Here is a 21311-nt window from a genome sequence, read left to right as displayed (position 1 = left end):
CGGTGTAACCGGTGATCACCGAGAGGTTGCGCCCATGCGGTATCTGCTTCTGGCCGGCGTCGCAGCCGTCGCGGTGATCATCTGGCGATCACGACACGGTGAAGAGGTTTGGCACCACGCGGAGAACCCGCGGCCAAATGAGGGGCCTTAGCTCAGTTGGTAGAGCGCTGCCTTTGCAAGGCAGATGTCAGGAGTTCGAATCTCCTAGGCTCCACAAATCAAGACAGTCATGAGCGGTTCCGGTCCAGATGCCGGGGCCGCTTTTTCGTTTGTCACCCCCGCGCGGCCGGCTGACGGCAGCTATCGACCGATCACATTGTCCGACAAGTAATTCCGAACAGTGACGACGGCTGGCCCGCCCAGCAGGGTTGCCGCTAGGGCCTGGGGCTGACCTCGACGCTCGGCGGCAGCGGCGAGGGCTCGGGCCGGGTGGAGCGCCGCACGATCGAGAAAGCCACGGCCCCACCGGCCAGGACCGCAGCGGCGACCCCCGCGATCACCAGGCGGCGGCGGCGCCGCTTCGGCTGTGGGTCTGCGGCGGCCTCCTGCAGGACCACGGGCAGGGCGGCAACCGCTTCTGCGGCTGCCGCCAGCTGACGGCGCAGCTTGCCCGACTCGTAGCGCTTGCGCAGACCGGCTGCGGCGGCGGACACGGTGTCGGCGCTCAGACCCACCACCCCGCGGGTCACGTCGACCGGCCCGACGGTGCTGTATTTCAAACCGCGGGCTAGACGCTGACGGGGGGCCAACCGGGTATCGACGTTCGCGGTCATCTGGCACCTTTCTGGGCACTGGCGGCGGAGTGAGCTGAGGCCGGTGTGTCGGCTGAGATCCACATTGCCATCTCAGGGCAAGTCGCGGGGTGTTGGTGGGGTATCTGACGGCCGCCGACGGCCGGGATGGCAGACTGAGTAGCCGTGACGAGCCCCATTCAGACCGCGACGGCGACACTGCACACCAACCGCGGCGATATCAAGATCGCACTGTTCGGAAACCACGCTCCCAAGACCGTGGCCAACTTCGTCGGCTTGGCGCAGGGCACCAAGGACTACAGCACCGAGAATGCCTCGGGCGGTACGTCGGGTCCGTTCTACGATGGCGCGGTCTTCCACCGGGTGATCGACGGCTTCATGATCCAGGGTGGCGATCCGACCGGAACCGGCCGTGGCGGCCCGGGCTTCCAGTTCGCCGACGAGTTCCACCCCGAGCTGCAGTTCGACAAGCCCTACCTGCTGGCCATGGCCAACGCCGGGCCGGGCACCAACGGGTCCCAGTTCTTCATCACGGTCGGCCAGACGCCGCACCTGAACCGGCGCCACACCATCTTCGGTGAGGTCGTCGACCCGGAGTCCCAGAAGGTGGTCGACGCCATCGCGTCCACCCCCACCGATCGTTCCGACCGTCCCGCCGAGCCGGTGGTCATCGAATCGGTCACCGTGTCATAACGGGCCCAACCCCGCACCTATAAATGCGCGACGCCCCCGACTACGGGGGCGTCGCGTGTTGTGTGGGGTCTGTTTCTCAACGGGGCGCGTAACCGGCCTCGGTGAGCACATCCAAGACGTCGAGCGGGTCTGTTCCCAGATCCCATCTCGTGAGGACCACCAGGCGGTCGTCGACGGTGTCGATCTCCAACAGGCGGACCTTCCGGGCGATCCGACGGAACTCCGTGATGCGGATCGTGCGGATGTCATTGCGGCGATATGTCCGGGTATGCAACCAACCGGCGACCGTGAGACCGTCTTGGTTCATTGCCAGTTTGGGTCGGGCCCGCCACGACAATGTTGCGAACGTGAGCAATCCCACCCCAGCTATGCCGGCAAGAGCACGTCCAGGCGGGTCTGTGATCAGGGTCACAGCTGCGATAGCCATCATAACTCCGGCTATGCCGCAACCAGCGACTCCGGCGGCAGGTGGGCCCCAATGAGTTTGCTGCACGGGCTCTTCACACCCTCTTACCGCGACTAATGGAGTTATCCACAGGTGCTATCCCCAATGGGGATGAATCACAACGATGTGATTGAGCATCGCCAAGGTTGCTGAACCGGTAACGCTGAAAACGTAAGATGAATTCATTATGACGTCGCCCGGGGTCAGCGCCAGCGCATCGTGAGCAACAACCCACTGATCATGAAGGCAAAGGCGACCGCGTAGTTCCACGGACCCAGGTCGGCCATCCACTGAAGGAAGGACGGAGTGTCCACCGGATTGGTAGCGGCCAGCTGGAAAACCAGCAACCAGATGAGGCCGAACAACATGAGGCCGATGAACAGCGCGACGAACCACACACTCGACGGCCCGGCTTTCACCTTGACCGGGGTCCGGCTCACCGCCTTGATGGTGAAATCGTTCTTCTTACGGACTTTGGACTTGGGCATGGGTACCTTCGCGGACAGTCGGCGTCACACGGTGCGACGATGAGGCAGGATGCCTCACGAGCCTAACGTAGCTGCACGTCCAGGAGAGACTGCGATGGACCAACCGGATCGATCCCCGTGGCGCTTCGGCGTCCCGGTCGTCTGCCTGGCCGCCGGCTTGCTGCTGGCCGCCACACACGGGGTCTCCGGCGGTGACGAGATTCGCCGCAGCGACGCGCCCCGCCTGGTCGACCTGGTGCGCGAGGCTCAGCAGTCGGTGGACCGGCTGACGGCCCAGCGCGATTCGCTGGCCACCGCGATCGACAGCCATCACGGCGGATCCCCGGGTTCACACGCGGCGCTGGGAGCCATCACCCGGCGTTCGGCCGAGCTGGCCGTCGATGCAGGCACGGTGCCCATGCGCGGACCCGGCCTGGTCGTGACGCTCAACGACGCCCAGCGCGACGCTCAGGGCCGCTTTCCCCGCGACGCCTCCCCTGACGATCTGGTGGTGCACCAGCAGGACATCCAAGCCGTCCTCAACGCACTGTGGAGCGCAGGTGCCGAGGGCATCCAGATGCAGGACCAACGGATCATCGCGACGTCGGCACCGCGCTGCGTCGGCAACACCCTGCTGCTCAACGGGCGGACCTACAGTCCGCCCTACGTGATCACCGCGATCGGCGACGCCACCGCCATGCAGGCCGCCCTGGCCGCGGCTCCGTACGTCACCCTCTACAAGCAGTACGTGGTGAGATTCGGACTGGGCTATGTCGAAGAGCCACGCGGCGAGGTCGAGCTGACCGGCCACACCGAGCCGTTGCGGATGCGCTACGCGAAACCCGCGGGTCCTGTCGGCTACTAAACCCGCTTTTCGGGGCCGGTAGCCTAAGTCAATGCAGGTTCTGGTCGTCGACAACTATGACAGCTTCGTGTTCAACCTGGTCCAGTATCTGGGCCAGCTCGGGGTGGACGCGCAGGTCTGGCGCAACGACGACGAACGCCTGGCCACCGAAGCCGACCTCGCCGAGGTGGCGGCCGATTTCGACGGCGTCCTGCTGAGCCCGGGCCCGGGTACCCCGGAACGGGCCGGCGCCACGATCCCCCTGGTCCGCGCCTGCGCGGCAGCCGGCACTCCCCTGCTGGGCGTCTGTCTCGGCCACCAGGCCATCGGGGTGGCGTTCGGCGGCACCGTCGACCGGGCGCCCGAGCTGCTGCACGGCAAGACGAGCGTCGTCCATCACGCCGATGCCGGTGTGCTCAAAGGACTTCCCGACCCGTTCACGGCCACCCGCTACCACTCGCTGACGATCCTGCCCGAGACCGTGCCGGATGAGCTGGAGGTCATCGGACAGACCGACGGCGGCGTCATCATGGCCGTGCGCCACCGGACGCTGCCGATTCACGGCGTGCAGTTCCACCCGGAGTCGATCCTCACCGAGGGTGGGCACCGCATGCTGGCCAACTGGCTGGGCGTGTGCGGTGCCGCCCCCGAGGAACATCTGGTGGGCGCCCTCGAGGCCGAGGTGGCTCGCGCCGTAGCGGCGGCTACGACGCGAAGCTCAGCGTGATCCGCGCGTCGCGGTTCACCCCGGTGCCCGGCGCCGGGCTCTGGGTGACCACGGCATTGGTGCGCTGACCGCTGTCCCTGATATCCGGGCCCTTGTCGAGAACCCCGGTCCAGCCGAGCGCGGTCAGTCGCGGGTAGACGTCATCCCAGACCTGACCGACCAGGTTGGGCATGACGAACTGATTGCCCTTGGACACGTGGATCTGGATCGGGGTGTCCTTCGGCACCGAGGCGCCTGCGGCCGGTTCGGTGCCGACGACCTGCCCCGCGGGTGCGGTGTTGTCGACATCGATCACGACCGTGCTGGTGAATCCCGACGCGGTGAGGATCTGCTTGCACACATCGGCGCTCTGGCCGCTGCAGTCGGGAACCGCGGTGGCTTCCGGCCCCGAACCGATCACGAGGGTGACCTCGTAGATGATCCCGGCGGTCTGGTTGGCCGGCGGGTTGGTCGCCAGCACGCGGCCCTTCTGCTCGGGCGTCGACGGGCTCGGCGATTCCTTGACCTTCTCGAAGCCGGCGTCCTTGAGCTTCTGTCGGGCCTGAGACGGGCTCAGGCCGGCGACGTCGGGGATCTGGGCCTGCTTGGGGCCGATCGACACGTTGACGGTGATCTCATCGCCTGCGGCGACCATGCTGTTGGCCGACGGGTCGGTGCTGATCACGTACTCCGGCCGAACCTGGTTGTCTTCCTTGGATTCGGTGCGGGTCTTGAATCCCCGGTTCTGCAGCGCGGCAATGGCGTCGGCGGATTTCTGGCCACTGACGTCGGGCACCTGCACGTCCCGGGGCTTGCCGTCGAACATGTTGATCGCCACGGTCACCACGACGGTTAGCACCGCCAGCACCGCGACCGCGATCAGCCACCGGGCGACCGAGGCATTGCGGTCGGCCGGACGGGGCACCACCAGGTTCTGCGTGGGCACGCCACCCGGGGCCAGCATCGGCCCGGAGTTCATCATCGACGTCCGCTCGGATTCGGTCAGCACCTTGGGAGCCTCGGGGGCCTCCCCGCTGTGCACCCGGATCAGATCCGTGCGCATCTCGGCAGCGGTCTGGTAGCGGTTGTCCGGATTCTTGGCCAGGGCCTTGAGCACCACCGCGTCGAGTTCCGGGGAGATCCCGGTGTGCCGCTGCGACGGCGGGATCGGGTCCTCGCGGACATGCTGATACGCCACCGCGACCGGCGAATCGCCGATGAAAGGCGGTTCCCCGGTGAGCATTTCGTACAGCACGCAACCCAGCGAGTAGACGTCCGACCGGGCGTCGACGGTTTCACCGCGGGCCTGCTCGGGCGACAGGTACTGCGCCGTGCCGATCACCGCGGCGGTCTGCGTGACGCTGTTGCCGGTATCGGCCAGGGCCCGCGCGATACCGAAATCCATCACCTTCACAGCGTTGTTCTTGCTGATCATGATGTTGGCCGGCTTGACGTCGCGGTGCACGATGCCGTGCTGATGGCTGAAGTTCAGCGCCTGACAGGCGTCGGCGATGACCTCGATCGCGCGCCGCGGCGACATGGGCCCGTCGGTGTGCACGATGTCGCGCAGCGTCACACCGTCGACGTACTCCATGACGATGTAGGGCAGCGGCCCGTTGGGTGTCTCGGCCTCGCCGGTGTCGTACACCGCCACGATGGCGGGATGGTTCAGCGCAGCCGCGTTCTGCGCTTCGCGACGGAACCGCAGGTAGAAGCTGGGGTCGCGGGCCAGATCGGCGCGCAGGACCTTGACCGCGACGTCGCGGTGCAACCGCGTATCGCGTGCGATGTGAACTTCGGACATGCCACCGAAGCCGAGAATTTCACCGAGTTCATATCGGTCAGAGAGATGCTGAGGCGTCGTCATCGCAGTATCTGTTCCGGTGCCTTCGGGACCGCCTGAGCGTCCGCCCCGGCTTCCCTAGGCATGATCACGTGGAATGCCAGGTCCGGCAACGCTGCCGGAGTCTGGTAGGGCGTCGTCTGGGTCACCGTGTCGGTGACCGTGGGCGGTGGTGACTGCTGCTGATCCTTGCGGTCCTGCGCGTTGAGCACGATCAGGATGGCAATCACGATTGCCAGCGCGCCGAGTACCCCGGCGGCCCACAGCAGGGCCCGCTGACCGGACGAGAACGTACGCCGTGCAGGTGGCGCAGGTCGATGTGCGGCCGTGGTCGGCCTGGCCCGCGTGGCGGTCACGGGGGTGCGGCCGGAGAGGTCCGCAGCGGCGCGGGCCTGGGCGGCCGACGGCACCGCGGCCGGAGCGGCCCGGCCGAGCGTCGGAGCCTGGTTGGGGCGCGGGGGGCGGCGACCGGAGCGCACCGCGGCGACCGCGTCGGCGAACGGACCGCCGGACTTGTAGCGCATCCCCGGGTTCTTCACCAGGGTGATCTCGATCAGCTCGCGAACATTGGGCGGCAGATCCGCGGGCAGCGGTGGCGGCGTCTCCTTGATGTGCTTCATCGCCACCGTCAGCGCTCCGTCGCCGGTGAACGGGCGCTTACCCGAAACCGATTCGTAGCCAACGACTCCCAGCGAGTACACGTCGCTGGCCGCGGTGGCGTCATGGCCGAGGGCCTGCTCGGGCGCGATGTACTGGGCAGTGCCCATCACCATGCCGGTCTGGGTGACCGGGGCGGCGTCGACGGCCTTGGCGATGCCGAAGTCGGTCAGCTTCACCTGGCCGGTGGGGGTGATCAGGATGTTGCCGGGCTTGACGTCGCGGTGCACCAGACCCGCGGTGTGTGCGACCTGCAGGGCGCGCCCGGTCTGCTCGAGCATGTCGAGGGCATGGCGCAACGACAGCCGGCCGGTTCGCTTGAGCACCGAGTTCAGCGGCTCGCCGTTGATCAGCTCCATCACCAGGTACGCCGTACGACCCTCGCCGTCCAGTTCGGTCTCGCCGTAGTCGTACACGCTGGCGATGCCGGGGTGGTTGAGCATGGCCACGGTGCGGGCCTCGGCGCGGAACCGTTCGACGAACTCCGCGTCCTCGGAGAACTCCGCCTTGAGCACCTTGACCGCGACACGTCGGCCCAGCCGCGAGTCGACGGCCTCCCAGACCTGACCCATACCGCCCGTGGCGATCAGTCGCTGCAGCCGGTACCGCCCGGACAGCGTGACTCCAACGCGAGGGCTCATCGCTCGACTCCCACTCGCTCCGGTCCTCGCTCGTCCCTCGCTGCGATCCTCACTCGGGGTCGCCTTCGCGGACTCATGAACCCTCCCGCAGCGCCGCGGCTATCGTGGCGCGTCCGATCGGGGCGGCGAGTGCGCCGCCGGTGGCCGACAACCGATCCCCGCCGTCCTCGATCAACACCGAGACCGCGACCTTGGGGTCGGAAGCCGGTGCGAATGCGATGTACCAGGCATGCGGCGGAGTGTTACGGGGATCCGTCCCGTGCTCTGCCGTACCGGTCTTCGAAGCGATCTGCACGCCGGCGATGGCTCCCTTCTGCTGAGTCACCTGCTCGGCGGCGACCATCAAGTCCGTAAGTGTAGCTGCGACCTGGGGTGACACTGCCCGGCGCTCTTGGGCAGGTGCGGTGGTGGCGATCGTGGCCAGGTCGGGTCCTTTTAGGCTATCCACAAGATACGGGCGCATCGCGATGCCGTCATTAGCGATGGTCGCGGCCACCTGCGCGTTCTGCAGCGGAGTCAATGCGACATCGCGTTGTCCGATGCTCGACATCCCGAGGGCGGCCCCGTCCGCGATCGGTCCGGTGGTCGACTCAGCCACCTGCAGCGGGATGGCCGGCGGGGGAGAGTCGAGGCCGAAGGCCTGGGCGGTGGACTTGAGCTTGTCGGCGCCGGTCTTGAGACCCAGCTCGACGAAGGCGGTGTTGCACGATTTCGCGAACGCCTCGCGCAGCGTGGCGGTCGGACCGGACCCGCACGACGCTCCACCGAAGTTCTCCAGCGTCGCGGTGCTGTCGGGCAGCGGGATCCGCGGCGCCGCGGTGAGCTGGGTGTCGGGGGTGCTCCCGGCCTGGAGCGCCGCCGCGGTGGTGATCACCTTGAACGTCGAACCCGGCGGGTAGGTCTCCGAGATGGCGCGGTTGAGCAGGGGGGACTGCTCGTCATCGCGCAACTGCTGCCAGGCCTGGCTCTGCGCGTTGAGGTCGTGTGTGGCCAGCTGGTTGGGGTCGTAGGACGGAGACGACGCCATGGCCAGGATCTTGCCCGTCGAGGGCTCCAGGGCCACCACAGAGCCCTTGCAGGGGCCGTCGCTGCAGCCGTGCTGCAGCGCGTCCCAGGCGGCCTGCTGGACCTGCGGGTTGATCGTGGTGTCGACGTTGCCGCCACGCGGGTCGCGGCCGGTGAAGAAATCGGCGAGCCGGCGGCCGAAGAGCCGCTCGTCGGAGCCGTTGAGGATGCCGTCCTCGGCCCGCTCCAGCCCGGTGCTGGAATAGCCCAGCGAGTAGAACCCGGTGATCGGGGCGTAGACGTCGGGGTTGGGATAGGTGCGCAGGAAGCGGAAGCGGCCGTCGGTGGCGACCGAGTAGGCCAGCAGCTGGCCGCCTGCGGTGATCTGGCCTCGCTGGCGCGAATACTCGTCGAGCAGCACCCGCTGGTTGCGCGGGTCGGCGCGTAACCCGTCGGCCGTGAAGACCTGGGTGATCGTGGCGTTGGCCAACAGCAGCACGATCAGCACCATGATCGTGACTGCCACCCGGCGCAGGGAGGTGTTCATACCTTCTCGATCACCTCGGTGTTGGCCGCGGCGATCGGGGTGGGGTTCGGCGTCGGGGTGGTGGTGATGGGCCGCCGGGCGGCGTGCGAGATGCGCACCAGGATGGCCAGCAGGATGTAGTTGGCCAGTAGCGAGGAGCCGCCGTATGACATCCACGGGGTGGTCAGACCGGTCAGCGGGATCAGCTTGGTGACGCCGCCGACGACGATGAACAGCTGAATGGCCAGTGTCGAGGCCAGGCCGGCGGCGAGCAGCTTGCCGAAGCTGTCGCGCACCGCGATCGCGGTGCGCATCCCGCGGATGATCAGGATCGTGTAGAGCATGAGAACGCCTGCCAGCCCGACCAATCCGAGCTCCTCGCCGATAGCGGCGATGATGAAATCGGTGGCCGCGGCAGGCACCGTCCCGGGCTGTCCGTTGCCCAGGCCGGTGCCGAAGATGCCTCCGGTGGCGAAGCTGAACAGGGACTGGACCATCTGGTAGCCCGCGCCGTCAGGATCGGCGAACGGGTCGAGCCAGGTCTCCACCCGCACCCGCACATGGCCGAAGACCTGGTATGCCACAACGCTTCCCGCGGCGAACAGGGCCAGACCGATGACGACCCAGCTCAGCCGCTCGGTGGCCACGTAGACCAGTACGAGGAACGACGCATACAGCAGAAGTGAAGTGCCCAAGTCTTTTTCGAAGACCATCACGCCCACCGAGGCGGCCCAGGCCAGAAGCAGGGGAGCCAGATCGCGCGGCCGCGGCAGGTCGAGTCCGAAGAAGTGTTTGCCCGCGCTGGTGAACAGATCGCGCTTGGCCACCAGCACCGCCGCGAAGAAGATCAACAGCAGGATCTTGGAGAACTCGGCGGGCTGAATCGAGAAGCCGGGGAACTGGATCCAGATCTTGGCGCCGTACTGCTCGGAGTACTTCGTCGGCAGCAACGCCGGAATGACAAGCAGCACAAGGCCGGTCAGGGCGCAGATGTACCCGTACCGGGCGAGCATGCGGTGATCGGTCAGCAGTGCCACCACGACGGAGAATCCGATGACACCGACCAGCGTCCACATCATCTGCTGGTTGGCGGTGCCGCCGAGCCCGTCGGAGGTCATCTCACCCTTGGCCAGGTCCAGCCGGTGGATCATGACCAGGCCCAGTCCGTTGAGCACTGCCACGACCGGCAGCAGAAGCGGGTCGGCGTAAGGGGCGAACCGGCGCACGGCCAGGTGTGCGGCGCCCATCAGGACGATGAAGGCCAGGACGTAGCGGACCAGGTCCCAGCTGAGACCTTGTTCCTGATTGGCCTCGACGATCAGGAGTGCGACCGTGGTGATGAAGGCCGCGAACCCCAGAAGCAGCAGTTCCGCGTTGCGCCGATTGGGTAGCGGCGGCATGACGGTAACCGGCGACTGGGGTTGAGTCGTCATGACACGGCTCGGCAGTTCTTCCCCGGTTCTTGTGGTGGGGGAGGCAGTGCGGTGACGGTAGGTGACGGCGACGGGGGAGCCGGGGTCGGGGCGCCAGGCACAGGTGCGTCGGGCGCGGGTGCCTCGGGGGCAGGTGGCTCCGCGCTGGGCGTGGGGGTCGGCATCGGGCCCGGCGAAGGCGCGGGTGACGGTGACGGGCTGGGTGCCGGGGTGGGCTTCGACGTCGGCGTGGCGGTACGCGGAGCGCACACCGGCAGGACCGAGCTTCGTGCCAGCTTGGTGATCTGCTCGATGGCCTCGTCCTGGGTGCCGCCGATCAGACCGGCCTTCACCGAAGCCCGCTCCGAGGGACGCAGGTCGTCGATCGCCATCAACCGGCAGTCGCGCTGGTTCTGGTTGTCGTCGGCGCTGATCAGCGAGAGTTCATTGCGGGCGTTGAGGCAGCCGAGGCGATAAGGCTCCTGCAGGGAGACGCCGAGAAAGGAGCCCTGCACCCCCCGCATGATCGAGACCGTGCCGTCGTGCTCGGCGACGTAATAGTTGTTGCGGATGATCTCCCGGCCGATGGCCAGGCCGCCGACGAGCACCAGTACCAGCAGCACGGCGGCGATGAGGAACCGGCGACGCGATCGAGGCCGGCGGGCCGGTTCGGCCGGCTGGGGCACCACGCGTTTGGGCTCATTGCGGCGGGGATTGAACGCCGAGGCCCGTCCGGCAGCCGTGTCCGGCGGCGCGGACTGATCGTCGTCCCCGGACACAGCGCCGGCCAGGATGGGCTGGGTTTGTCCGTAGTCGTAGTCGACGACATCGGCGACCACCACGGTCACGTTGTCCGGGCCGCCGCCGCGCAGGGCCAGCTCGATCAGCCGGTCGGCGCTCTCGGCGACGTCCTCGATCTGCAGGGCCTCGTGGATGGTCTCCTGGCTGACCGGATCGGACAGACCGTCCGAGCACAGCAGGTAGCGATCACCGGCCTTGGCCTCACGCATGATCAGGGTCGGCTCGACCTCATGCCCGGTCAGCGCCCGCATGATCAGCGATCGCTGCGGATGGCTGTGGGCCTCCTCGGCGGTGATGCGCCCTTCGTCGACCAGCGTCTGGACGAACGTGTCGTCCTTGGTGATCTGGGTCAGCTCACCGTCGCGCAGCAGATAACCGCGGGAATCGCCGATATGGACGAGGCCCAGCCGGTTGCCCGCGAACAGGATCGCGGTGAGCGTGGTGCCCATGCCGTCGAGCTCGGGGTCGGCCTCCACGTGGGCCGCGATCGCGGAATTGCCCTGGCCGACTGCGGTGTTGAGCTTGCTGAGCAGGTCGCCGCCGGGCTCGTCGTCGTCGAGATGCGCCAGAGCCGCGATGACGAGCTGTGAGGCCACCTCGCCTGCGGCATGGCCGCCCATGCCGTCGGCCAGCGCCAGCAGCCGCGCCCCGGCATACACCGAGTCCTCATTGTTGGCGCGAACCAGTCCGCGATCACTGCGCGCGGCGTATCGGAGTACGAGGGTCATAGTGTGTCTCGCGCTCCTCGCATGCGGGGCGTCACGGACGCAACTCGATTACCGTCTTACCGATTCGAACCGGTGTCCCGATTGAAACCCTTACCGCTGTTGTCACCTTCGCCCTGTCAAGGTATGTGCCGTTGGTCGATCCTAGGTCCTCGACGTACCACTCCGAACCTCGTGGTGAGAGCCGGGCGTGGCGCGTTGAAGCGTAATCATCGGTGAGCACGAGAGTGGAGTCGTCGGCACGGCCGATCAGCACCGGCTGGGCACCCAACGTGATGCGGGTGCCGGCCAGTGCGCCCTCGGTGACCACCAATTGCCGCGCGATATGGCGTCGGTCCCGACTCGGCAGCAGGGAACCGCGGAGAGCCAAACCCCGGCGGACCATCACCGCGCCCGTGGGCGCGTAGATGTCCGTCCGCAGGATGCGCAACACCGACCAGATGAACAGCCACAGCAGCAGGAGGAATCCGACACGCGTCAGCTGCAGCACTAACCCCTGCATCTGACGTCCTCTCCGTATCCGCCCCACTGGTATCGCTCAGCTACCGTCGGCAACGTCACGATACTTGGACGGTGATCGCCGTGAGGGCGAAGCGGGGTGCTTGCCACTCAGGTGTGTCCGGTCTCAGACGCTCAGTGCACGCGCACGATGATCTCGGAATGGCCCAGCCGGATCACGTCGCCGTCGGCCAACTGCCACTCCTGCACCGGCGCGTTGTTCACCGTGGTGCCGTTGGTGGAGTTGAGGTCTGACAGCAACGCGACCTGGCCGTCCCACCGGATCTCCAGATGCCGGCGTGACACCCCGGTGTCGGGGAGACGGAACTGGGCGTCCTGGCCGCGGCCGATCACGTTGGCACCCTCGCGCAACTGGTACGTCCGGCCACTGCCGTCGTCGAGCTGGAGGGTGACCGCAGCGCCGCCGGCGGCATAGTCGCCGCCGCCGTACCCGCCCTGCTGGCCGCCGTACCCGGCCGGGCCGCCCTGCGGCGGTGCGCCGTACTCGCCGCCGCCGTAGCCGCCCTGCTCGCCATAACCAGGCTCGCCGTAGCCGCCCTGTTCGGGGTAGCCGCCCTGCTGGGGCTCGGCATAGCCGCGGCCGTAGTCCTGCTGTTGGCCGTAGTCCTGACGTCCGTAGGGCTGGCCGCCGCCGTAGCCGCCACCCTGTTCGGGGTAGCCGCCGCCTTGGCGCGGGTCCTGCCGTCCGTAGTCGTACTCGCCGCCGCCGTAACCGGGCTGACCGCCCTGGGCGGGCTGGCCGTAACCGCCGCCCTGCTGGCCGCCGTAACCGCGGTCGTAACCGCCGCCCGGCTGGCCGCCGTAACCGGCGGGCGGACGCTGCTGCTCGTAGGACTGCGGGGGGTACCCGCCCTGATCGGGGTAGCCGCCTTGATCCGGATATCCACCCTGGTCCGGGTAGCCGCCCTGATCGGGGTATCCACCCCGGTCGCCGCCGTAGCCGCCGCGCTGCTGCGGGGGGTAGCCGCCCTGATCCTGAGGCGGGTAGCCGCCCTGCTCAGGCGGGTACTGGCCGCCGCGGGGATCGTCCTGCGGGTGGCCGTAGCGGTCGTCGTAATAGTCGTCGCCGGGCCGCCCTTGTCCCTGGCCGCCGCGGTAATTCGGGTTATCGGTCATAGGTGGTTCTCCTGATTCTGCGGTGAACGCATGGTCGCCTTGGGCTCGCGCGGATTCGCCAGCGGTCGAATCGGGGTTGACCGCGCCATGGGCGCGGAACTGTCCGGTGTGCAAGTTCGGTGATTGCTCGAATCTAACGACCACTTCACCATACGTTTGCCACCCCTGATCACGAATGAATCCCCCCAGATGTCTGGCGAACGCGGTCGAGGTCAGGTCAGTATCGGCGCTTACTTTCTTATAGTCAGTGCCACTGAGCGTAATTACGTAGTCGTTCGGTGCCAAAACTTGTCCACCGGCCACGGTACGGGCCCGGGACTCGGCTTCCCGGCACAACGCCGTCTCTACTTCTTGAGGCACTATCGAGCCGCCGAAGACCCGGGCGAACGCATCGCCGACGGTCGACTCGAGTTTGCGTTCGATGCGGTCGACCAGACCCATGTCACCGCCCGCCTTTTCTCGTTGTCGTTCGTCGCCTCGACACGGCCACCCGTGCTCCCGCGTGTCGCTCTGGCCACACTGCTCACAAGCATGGTATCGGCCTAGTGCCGTAATGCGGGACCAACAGAACTCTGAGAATCCGATCGTTGCAGGTCAGTGACCTGATCTAGATGAGCTTAAGGATTCTCTGACAGTCCCCTGACCGTCTGATCGACCTGCTGATCGGCCGGTTTGGGAACTGCGCGCTCGCAGTGCTACGCTTCCCCGGTCATTCGGGCGAGTGGCGGAATGGCAGACGCGCTGGCTTCAGGTGCCAGTGTCCTTCGGGACGTGGGGGTTCAAGTCCCCCTTCGCCCACACAGAGCGGTTCAGATGAACTGCGACGAAGGCCGTGAACTCAACTGAGTTCACGGCCTTCGTGTTTCGGGCCGACTGCCGTCGCACCGGCCGGGCACCGGATCGTGCGGCGCGCGAGACGAGACCACCCCACCGAGTGCCACTGAAGGCGCCCCACAGTTTCGCCGCGGAGGCTGCCGATCTACGGTGCGTGCTGAATTGCGCGAGTGAATCCTTTGGCGGGAAGGCGCATATCGTCGGCGGGTCCAATAGGCGACGGTCGTCCTTTATGCCGCCGCGGCCGATGCCGATCGAATTGCATCGCCGGCCTTGTTCGAGCCGCCATTGCTGTAGCCGGGCGCAGGTGACTACTTACGCTCCAACAACTGCAGCAGATAATCGCCGTACCCGGATTTGGGCAGTTCCTTGGCGCGGGCGGCCAGCTGATTGTCGTCGATGTAGCCGGTCCGCCATGCGATCTCCTCGGGCACACCGATTTTCAATCCTTGGCGGCGTTCGATGGTGCGGACGAAATCGCTGGCGTCCAGGAGTGAGTCGAAGGTGCCGGTGTCCAACCACGCCGTTCCGCGGGCCAACACCTCGACCGAGAGCCTGCCCTGGTTCAGGTAGGTCTGGTTGATCTCGGTGATCTCGTATTCGCCGCGCGCCGACTTACGGAGCGAGCGGGCCATCTCGATGACGTCGTTGTCGTAGAAGTACAGTCCCGGCACGGCGTACTGCGATTTGGGGACGGCCGGCTTCTCCTCGAGGGACAGTGCTGTGCCGTCCTCGCCGAACTCGATGACGCCGTAGGCGGCCGGGTTGGCCACCCAGTACGCGAAAATGGCTCCGCCCTTGACATTCTGGAACCGGCGCAGGTTGGTACCCAACCCCGGGCCGTAGAAGACGTTGTCGCCCAATACAAGTGCCACCGAATCCGTGCCGATGTGGTCGGCCCCGATCACGAACGCCTGGGCCAGGCCTTCGGGCTCCTGCTGTGCGGCGTAGCTCAGGTTCACCCCGAAGGCCGAGCCGTCACCCAACAGGCGCTGGAACGCCGGTGCGTCGACAGGGGTGGTGATCACCAGGATGTCGCGGATCCCGGCCATGATCAGGGTGGACAGGGGGTAGTAGACGAGAGGCTTGTCGTACACCGGCAGCAACTGCTTGCTGACACCTGTGGTGATCGGATGCAGCCGGGTGCCGGACCCGCCGGCCAGGAGAATTCCGCGCATGCCTGCCTACACCCCGACGCCGTCTGCCGGCTTGTCATGGCACAACACGCCGACACCTTATCGTGCGGGCACCGGCGGCCTCGCCGGAATGAACAGCCTCAACGCAGCAGGTAGGACGTCATCGACAGCGAGCCGTAGGTGTAGCCGCTGACGATGGCGTCGACCGAGCGGGCGGAATCGGATGCGGCACCGGCCAGCCCGGCGAAGTACAGCATCGGGATGAAGTGGTCCGGGGTGGGAACCGCGGACGCATAGTCGGGGTGGGCCTCGAGGGTGAGGACGTCGGCAGGGGAGTGGGTGAGTTGTCGGCGGGCGGCATCGTCGAAGCGCTCGGCCCAGGCGAATCCCTGCTCGGGCTTCCCGGGGTCCATCCCGGCGAGGTTGTGCACGATGTTGCCGCTGCCCACCACGAGCACTCCGCGCTCGCGCAACGGCGCCAGCTTCGCACCGAGTCGCAGGTGGTACTCGGCCGGTTCGTTGGCATTGATCGCCAGTTGCACAACAGGTATGGACGCATCGGGAAAGGCGTGCACCAGCACCGACCAGGTGCCGTGGTCGATACCCCAGCTGTCCACGTCGGCACCCACCCAGGTCGGGTGCACCACGTCGCTGACCTCCTCGGCCAATTCGGGCAACCCCGGCGCCGGGTATCGGACGTCGAACAGCTCGCGCGGGAATCCGTAGAAGTCGTGGATGGTGCGCGGGCGCGGCATCGCCGTGACCGCGGTGGCGTTGATGTACCAGTGCGCACTGATCACCAGGATCGCGCGGGGCCGGGGCACCGCCTGCCCGAAATCGCGCCAGGCCGCGGTGAAGCGGTTGGATTCGAGGGCGTTCATCGGGCTGCCGTGGCCGATGAACGCCGCGGGCATGAGTGCAGGTGCCGGACCCATGAACCGAGCCTAGGTCGACGGGTTGTCCCAGTGGTCCGTGCAGACCAGTTCGCCGACAGGGCGCCGGCGCACCGGACCGTGGGATCCGCGCGGCCAGCCCACCACGACGTGGCCTGCCAGCATCCAGTCCGCGGGTACCCCGACTGCCTCGCGCAGCAGCTGCTCCCCGCCATAGGAGGCCCAGCTGGTCAGGCAGGCGCCCAACCCCTGGGCCCGGGCCGCGAGCAGGAAGTTCTGCATGGCGGGAAAGATCGATCCGCCAAGCAGAAGTTCCGAGGCGGTGGGGAAGCGCTGCTGGGTGAACAGCACCGAGGTGAACTCGCCTGCCCGGTCGTGCAATTCATAGGTGGCGCGGTTGGTCCTGGCGCGCCGGCTGGCGTCGTCCTCGGCCGGCCGGGTCATGCCGTAGACGGGTTCGATGACGGCCAGCGCTTGCTTGGCGGCCTTCGCCACCACCGCGCGCTGCTCGGCCGAACGCAACACCACGAACCGCCAGGCCTGCGCGTTCGCCCCCGACGGTGCCCACGCCGCGGCCTGCAGGCAGCGGGCCAGGGTCGCGTCGTCGACCGGTTCATCGGTGAACCGCCGGATGGTCCGCGATGTCGACATCACTTCCCAGATGTCGTCGCTGGCAGATGACATGTCCCCCCTCAGATCGCGGCCCATCCGAATGTGCCGGACACATGCGGTGGCGCACAAGCCCATCGCGTCGGCCCGGCCAACCATGTGAGGGTCATAGGGCCGCCGCTGCGGTAGCGTTTCCGGGTGTGCAGGCCAGTGTGGGTCTGGCACCTCAGGAGTTCGCGCTGTTCGAGCTGCCGGAGCAAGTGATCCGCAGCGATCACGTCCGGCGGGGATTTGGTGTTCTGATGCCCGATCTGTATCCCGTCGACGATCCCGACGACGCGGATCCCCGCTTGGCGCCGCTGCTGGCCTGGCGCCAGCAGCTGGTCGACTCCGGCGCGGTCGCGGCCCGCAGTTTCAAAGAGGCGCATCTGCGCCTGGTCCTGAAGTCCGGCCGCACCGATGTCGAGCAGATCCGCGAGATGCTGCCGGGCTCGGTGGCCGACCATGCCGAAGCGATGGCCCGGCTGCTGGCCGAGCTGGAATCCGGGACTGCGGACACTCCGCCGGAGCCAGTGGTACCCGCAGGCGTTGACGTGCACGCCATCGCGTTCCGCCACGGTGAATCCCGGCCCGACGTCGTCGAATTGAGTTGGCCCGACTACCAGGCCAACGGGGGAGTGGTCCTCTACCGGGTGGTCAGCGGCGAAGACCGAGCGCCCAAATCCCCGGAGAACGCCGACCTCGTCGCGGCCACGCCGTTGTCGGCGGCCAGTGACGACCGGCCCTTGACCGGGCCGGTGCGCTACTACCAGGTCTGGGTGATCACCGGGACGTCGCGTGCGGATGCCCTGAGCACCCGGCCGGTGTTGCATGCCAGTGGGGTGTTCGTCGCGCCACTCGGCGACGTGTCCGTCCGTGAGGACAACGGCCTGGTGATCGGCCAGTGGACGGAACCACCCGCGACGAGTTCGGTGCACGTGTACCGCATCCCGCGCGACGCGGCCGATGAAACCGGGATCGACGAGGCGCGCTACCGGATCCTCGCCGATGGCGAGCATCGGACCGGCTTCGTCGACTCCGGCGCCGCCCGGGGGATGCGCTACCGCTACCGGGTGCGTTGCGCCGTCACCGTCGACGGGGCCGTGCAGTACTCGGAGCCCGCCGACGTCGACGTCGAGGTGTCGGCGGTACTGGCTGCGGTCACCGATATCGCGGTCGACACCGGTCTCGACGGTGAGTCGTTCGACGTGTCGTGGGCCGCGCCCGGGGCTGAGGTCGTCATCTACCTCAGCCAGACCGGTCCGAGTGCCGGTGGCGTTTCCACCGAACTGCCCCAGAACGCGCTCGAGCAGGTCGGGCTCACCCCGGATCTGCGGTTGCGGCAATCGGCGACGGATCAGGTACTGCCCGACGGCAGCCATCGCTCGATGATCGCGGGGGTGGCGTGGCCGCAGGGCTGGAGCCGGGCCTACCTCACGCCGGTGACGATCCTGGCCGGGCGGGCCGTGCTGGGCCGGACCGTGTCGGCGGTGCGCACCGGCGCGATCCGCGACATCGAACTCGCCGAGTACTGCAACAAGCAGGTGCTGACGTTCGAGTGGCCCGACGGGGCGGCAGGGGTGGTGGTGACCCTGGCGGCCACGGGCTACGACCCCCGAGCCGGCCTGACCGGCAGATCCTTCGAGATCTCACTCGAGGACTACGAGAAATACGGCGGGATGCACCTGACCGGCGCGCTCCCGGTGGGCGGATGCTCGCTGCACCTGGCGCCGGTGGCGTTCTCCGGTGGCCGGCGGGTGACCGGGCCGGTCGCCAGCGTCGAGTACCCGGGCATGTTGCGGCTGCAGTACGCGGTGCGAATCGGGCGTGATCCCAACGGTTTTCCCAACACGGCCACCGTCGCCGTGCGTTCGGAGTACGACATCCCCGGCTCGCCGTCGTTCGTGTTGGTCAACAACCCTCAGCGGATGCCGTTGAGCGTGCATGACGGCGCGCCGGTCGATGTGGCGCCGCTGGACGCCAACGGGCAGTTGGCGGACCAGCCGTCGAAGCAGTTGCGCTGGACGGCGTTGACGGCGTCGGGCAGCGGCGAACTGTGGGCCGCCAACGTCAGCGGCCTGCACGGCTGGATCCGGCTGTTCCTCAACATCCCGGACCCGGCCCAGCTGCGGACCCTTGCACTGCTGGACCCGCCGGTGCAGACCCTGCAGCTCACCGCGACGGTGCTATGACGTCGCGCTACGGCCAGCTCGCCTATACGTCGTTCGATGCCGTCGGGACGGTCGGCGGCTGGCAGGTCAAGGAGACCAGCGGAGGTCTGACGCCGGCGGAGACGCAGGCGTTGATCGCCGGCGTCCGCACGGTGTTCCGTCCGGTGGGCGAGATGCCCGATTTCCCCACCCCCGAGCAGCTCGAGCACGGCCCGCGCCGGCTGGCCTACCGCCACCTCGGTGACGCCGCCGGCTACTGGCACACCTTCCCGGCCGGGTCGGACAGCACGGGCCGGCCGGGCAACGTGTTCGCCCACGCGCTGTTGGACCGCGCGCCCGACACCCATCCCCGCTACCGGGCCATCCAACGGTGGCGGTCTCCGCACTGGTTGCAGCCTTTCGGCGCGGCTGCGGTGGCCCGTGCCGCACTGCCCGGGACATTGCCCGAGCTCGGCAACGCGGTGACGAAGGACAGCGTGGTTACTTTCGCGCTGGACACCGTCACCTGGCGGTTGGCGACGTTGTTCGCGCTGATGGATGCGGTAGCCGCGGCGCTGGCAGGCGGCCCGCCGGTGGTGCTGGGCGTGCAGTCTCCGGATGCGGCAGCGCAGTGGATCGGCCTCGTGAGTTTCCTGATGTCGCCCGGCACCGCAGCGGCACTGAGCTTCTCCACCTTCGATCGCGCAGAGCAGGTGGCGCCACACAATGGTCAGGTGCTCAGCGCGGTGCCGATCGAGGACCTCGTCGCGGTCGAACCCGGCATGGTCGTGATCAGCGAAACCGAGACCGTATCGCTGGGTGAGCTCGGTGGCGATCCGCACCGCACCGCGGGCGGACACCGCATCGCGGTGACCCGGTGGTCGGTGATGGCACAGGTGGTGTTGCTCGACGTGGCCTCGGCCCGGCGGGTGCTCGACGACATCGACACGTTGTCAGGTCAGGTGCGCGATGACGGGCTGCACCCGGCGTGGCCGATGGCCATGGCGGTGGCCGGGCGTCCGGAATTCGCCGACGCGCAGGTGGAGGCCCATGAGGTGATCGCCGGGCACTCCCCGTCGGGTGCGCTGGTCGGGTCTGAAGCCGCGCACATCATCGCCGATGTGCTCGCCGCCGTGATCGGCACCACGACGGCCGACGCCTGGCGGGTGGTGCACGAGTTGCAGGATGGGGCAGGAGCGGCGTTCGCCGACGCCACCTACTTCGCCCGGGCCATCGCCGACGACACCTGGATGGCCCAAAGCGGACCAATCCCGTTGGGGCCGAGAATGTTTCACGGGAAACCAATACCTTCGTCGCTGCGGGTGGCCATCGGCCCGGCCCTGGAACGCAGCCGGGAGCAGGGTCCCGACCGGTTGCTGCGGGTCGTCGACCTGCTGTTGCGGGCCGGGGTCGCCGACGACCGGCTGACGGCGGCGCTGACCGACGCCGTACTGCCCGGCCTGGCGGATCCGGGGGTGCGCACGCGCATCGGTCCGGCGGACCGGCTGTCGCTGGCAGCATGGTTGCTCCGCGACGTCGACGCCGAGGGCACCGCCATCGACGATGACGTATTGGACTGGCTGGCCGAGGCGGCTCCGGTGCCGGTGCCCGCGGAGCTCGCGAGCGCGCAGCCCGGGGATCCGGTGTGGATCCGGGCCGCGCTGCGCGGCTTGCGGTCCCGTCGGCACGGACCACAACTCGCCGGTGACCTCGGCGCGCAACTGTGGTGGCTGCGGATGACGGAGCCCGGGCACTTCGCGGCTGCCGCAGCGGCCTCGGTGTGGAATCCAGCCGATCTGTTGCTGGCCATCGGGACCGAGCCGCTACCCAGGATGGCCGCGTTACGCACCCTGGTGGGGGCTGCGGACTCGGCCGCATTGCACCAGTTGGCCGGCAAGGTGATCGAGGACAACGGCGACAACGTGGCGGTGGCCTGTGCGGCGGTGCGCCACATCGAGCCGCGGGAGTGGCTGCATCAGCGCTATCTGCACACCCACCAGAGTTCCTATGTGCCGTTGTGGGACCACGTCCTGGCCGGTTTGGAGCCGGGGTCCGTGCACCCGGATTTCTCGGTGCGGCTGCTGGCGTTCGCGCTGCTGGGCGTGCTTGCCGGTCAGCCGTATCCGCAGGCCTGCAACACGTTGGCCGTCGAAAACGGTTGTGGCGCACAGGCGGTGGCCCGGGTGCTGCCGTTGGTCGACGGCGGACAGTTGGCACCGGTGACGGTGGTGGCGATCAGCCTGCTCCGGGCGGCCGCGGCCGAGTCCGGCACACGCGCTCTCGACCCGGTGGATCAGCTCGCCGGTGTGCTGGCAGGGCAGGTGGCGGCCACCATGGGCGGCGCCGACGCGGAATCCGTGGTGGTGTTGATGGCGCAGATGTCGGGCGATGCCTCTGAGGGGACGATGCGCGGATACCGCAAAATGGTGAACAGGCTGTTGACGCGGCGGGGTGAGCAACCGTCGCTGGCGGAGCGACTGAGGGGGAGCCGGGGCTGA

General features: G+C 67.9%; 18 protein-coding genes and 2 tRNA genes. 7 read left to right on the top strand and 13 right to left on the bottom strand.

Annotated elements, in window-relative coordinates:
• The first annotated feature begins 141 nt into the window (after positions 1 to 141).
• Positions 142 to 214, top strand: a tRNA-Ala gene (locus ACNQR1_RS02260).
• Positions 215 to 374: 160 nt separating this feature from the next.
• On the opposite strand, the gene cwsA is transcribed toward ACNQR1_RS02260, so the two are convergent.
• Positions 375 to 773, bottom strand: coding sequence for a cell wall synthesis protein CwsA (gene cwsA / locus ACNQR1_RS02255; RefSeq protein WP_418043763.1), 399 nt, complete (start codon positions 771 to 773; stop codon positions 375 to 377).
• A 144-nt stretch (positions 774 to 917) separates the two neighbouring features.
• On the opposite strand from cwsA, the gene ACNQR1_RS02250 reads away from it, so the two are divergent.
• On the top strand, positions 918 to 1445 hold the full coding sequence (locus tag ACNQR1_RS02250) for a peptidylprolyl isomerase (protein WP_418043762.1): 528 nt from the start codon (positions 918 to 920) through the stop codon (positions 1443 to 1445).
• Between the two features lie 76 nt (positions 1446 to 1521).
• Here the strand turns inward: ACNQR1_RS02250 and ACNQR1_RS02245 are convergent, their stop codons facing one another.
• Together ACNQR1_RS02245 and crgA are read right to left on the bottom strand one after the other, a co-directional pair.
• On the bottom strand, positions 1522 to 1938 hold the full coding sequence (locus ACNQR1_RS02245) for a PH domain-containing protein (RefSeq protein WP_418043761.1): 417 nt from the start codon (positions 1936 to 1938) through the stop codon (positions 1522 to 1524).
• A 155-nt stretch (positions 1939 to 2093) separates the two neighbouring features.
• Positions 2094 to 2378 (bottom strand): cell division protein CrgA, encoded by a 285-nt coding sequence (gene crgA, locus ACNQR1_RS02240; protein ID WP_418043760.1) that lies wholly within the window; start codon positions 2376 to 2378, stop codon positions 2094 to 2096.
• A gap of 94 nt (positions 2379 to 2472) precedes the next feature.
• Here crgA and ACNQR1_RS02235 point away from each other — a divergent pair, with 94 nt between their 5' ends.
• Positions 2473 to 3222, top strand: a complete 750-nt coding sequence (locus tag ACNQR1_RS02235; RefSeq protein WP_418043758.1) for a DUF881 domain-containing protein — start codon at positions 2473 to 2475, stop codon at positions 3220 to 3222.
• Between the two features lie 31 nt (positions 3223 to 3253).
• Positions 3254 to 3928: an aminodeoxychorismate/anthranilate synthase component II gene (locus ACNQR1_RS02230; RefSeq protein WP_418043756.1), complete on the top strand. Its 675-nt coding sequence runs from the start codon at positions 3254 to 3256 to the stop codon at positions 3926 to 3928.
• On the opposite strand, the gene pknB is transcribed toward ACNQR1_RS02230, so the two are convergent.
• The 7 genes from pknB to ACNQR1_RS02195 form a co-directional block, all read right to left on the bottom strand.
• The gene (gene pknB / locus ACNQR1_RS02225; protein ID WP_418043754.1) at positions 3906 to 5774 is read right to left on the bottom strand and encodes a Stk1 family PASTA domain-containing Ser/Thr kinase; all 1869 of its coding nucleotides are present in this window, start codon (positions 5772 to 5774) and stop codon (positions 3906 to 3908) included. The two genes, ACNQR1_RS02230 and pknB, sit on opposite strands and share 23 nt — an antisense overlap.
• Positions 5771 to 7048: a protein kinase domain-containing protein gene (locus tag ACNQR1_RS02220; RefSeq protein ID WP_418043752.1), complete on the bottom strand. Its 1278-nt coding sequence runs from the start codon at positions 7046 to 7048 to the stop codon at positions 5771 to 5773. Before ACNQR1_RS02220 ends, pknB begins: the two co-directional genes overlap by 4 nt.
• 73 nt (positions 7049 to 7121) lie before the next feature.
• Positions 7122 to 8600 (bottom strand): D,D-transpeptidase PbpA, encoded by a 1479-nt coding sequence (gene pbpA, locus ACNQR1_RS02215; protein WP_418043750.1) that lies wholly within the window; start codon positions 8598 to 8600, stop codon positions 7122 to 7124.
• Positions 8597 to 10012 (bottom strand): FtsW/RodA/SpoVE family cell cycle protein, encoded by a 1416-nt coding sequence (locus ACNQR1_RS02210; protein ID WP_418043748.1) that lies wholly within the window; start codon positions 10010 to 10012, stop codon positions 8597 to 8599. Before ACNQR1_RS02210 ends, pbpA begins: the two co-directional genes overlap by 4 nt.
• The gene (locus tag ACNQR1_RS02205) at positions 10009 to 11520 is read right to left on the bottom strand and encodes a PP2C family protein-serine/threonine phosphatase (protein WP_418043746.1); all 1512 of its coding nucleotides are present in this window, start codon (positions 11518 to 11520) and stop codon (positions 10009 to 10011) included. Before ACNQR1_RS02205 ends, ACNQR1_RS02210 begins: the two co-directional genes overlap by 4 nt.
• A 31-nt stretch (positions 11521 to 11551) precedes the next feature.
• Positions 11552 to 12019, bottom strand: coding sequence for an FHA domain-containing protein FhaB/FipA (locus ACNQR1_RS02200; protein ID WP_029110475.1), 468 nt, complete (start codon positions 12017 to 12019; stop codon positions 11552 to 11554).
• Positions 12020 to 12150: 131 nt separating this feature from the next.
• The gene (locus ACNQR1_RS02195; protein WP_418043744.1) at positions 12151 to 13593 is read right to left on the bottom strand and encodes a DUF3662 and FHA domain-containing protein; all 1443 of its coding nucleotides are present in this window, start codon (positions 13591 to 13593) and stop codon (positions 12151 to 12153) included.
• Positions 13594 to 13867: 274 nt separating this feature from the next.
• Between ACNQR1_RS02195 and ACNQR1_RS02190 the strand changes: the two genes are divergently transcribed.
• Positions 13868 to 13950: transfer RNA gene (locus ACNQR1_RS02190), tRNA-Leu, on the top strand.
• A 347-nt stretch (positions 13951 to 14297) separates the two neighbouring features.
• Here the strand turns inward: ACNQR1_RS02190 and rfbA are convergent.
• The 3 genes from rfbA to ACNQR1_RS02175 form a co-directional block, all read right to left on the bottom strand.
• On the bottom strand, positions 14298 to 15164 hold the full coding sequence (gene rfbA / locus ACNQR1_RS02185; RefSeq protein WP_418043742.1) for a glucose-1-phosphate thymidylyltransferase RfbA: 867 nt from the start codon (positions 15162 to 15164) through the stop codon (positions 14298 to 14300).
• Between the two features lie 98 nt (positions 15165 to 15262).
• Positions 15263 to 16036, bottom strand: a complete 774-nt coding sequence (gene ygiD, locus ACNQR1_RS02180) for a 4,5-DOPA dioxygenase extradiol (protein WP_418050243.1) — start codon at positions 16034 to 16036, stop codon at positions 15263 to 15265.
• A 30-nt stretch (positions 16037 to 16066) separates the two neighbouring features.
• Positions 16067 to 16699, bottom strand: a complete 633-nt coding sequence (locus ACNQR1_RS02175) for a nitroreductase family protein (RefSeq protein WP_418043740.1) — start codon at positions 16697 to 16699, stop codon at positions 16067 to 16069.
• A 227-nt stretch (positions 16700 to 16926) separates the two neighbouring features.
• On the opposite strand from ACNQR1_RS02175, the gene ACNQR1_RS02170 reads away from it, so the two are divergent.
• Both ACNQR1_RS02170 and ACNQR1_RS02165 read left to right on the top strand, forming a co-directional pair.
• On the top strand, positions 16927 to 18855 hold the full coding sequence (locus ACNQR1_RS02170) for a hypothetical protein (RefSeq protein WP_418050242.1): 1929 nt from the start codon (positions 16927 to 16929) through the stop codon (positions 18853 to 18855).
• A complete protein-coding gene (locus tag ACNQR1_RS02165) occupies positions 18852 to 21311 on the top strand; it encodes a hypothetical protein (RefSeq protein ID WP_418043738.1) in 2460 nt (819 codons plus the stop codon). Before ACNQR1_RS02170 ends, ACNQR1_RS02165 begins: the two co-directional genes overlap by 4 nt.

The organism is Mycobacterium sp. 48b, assembly GCF_048282725.1.
Classification (GTDB): domain Bacteria; phylum Actinomycetota; class Actinomycetes; order Mycobacteriales; family Mycobacteriaceae; genus Mycobacterium.
Note: the sequence above shows the minus strand (reverse complement) of the source record. Positions and strands in the feature narration are given on the sequence as shown.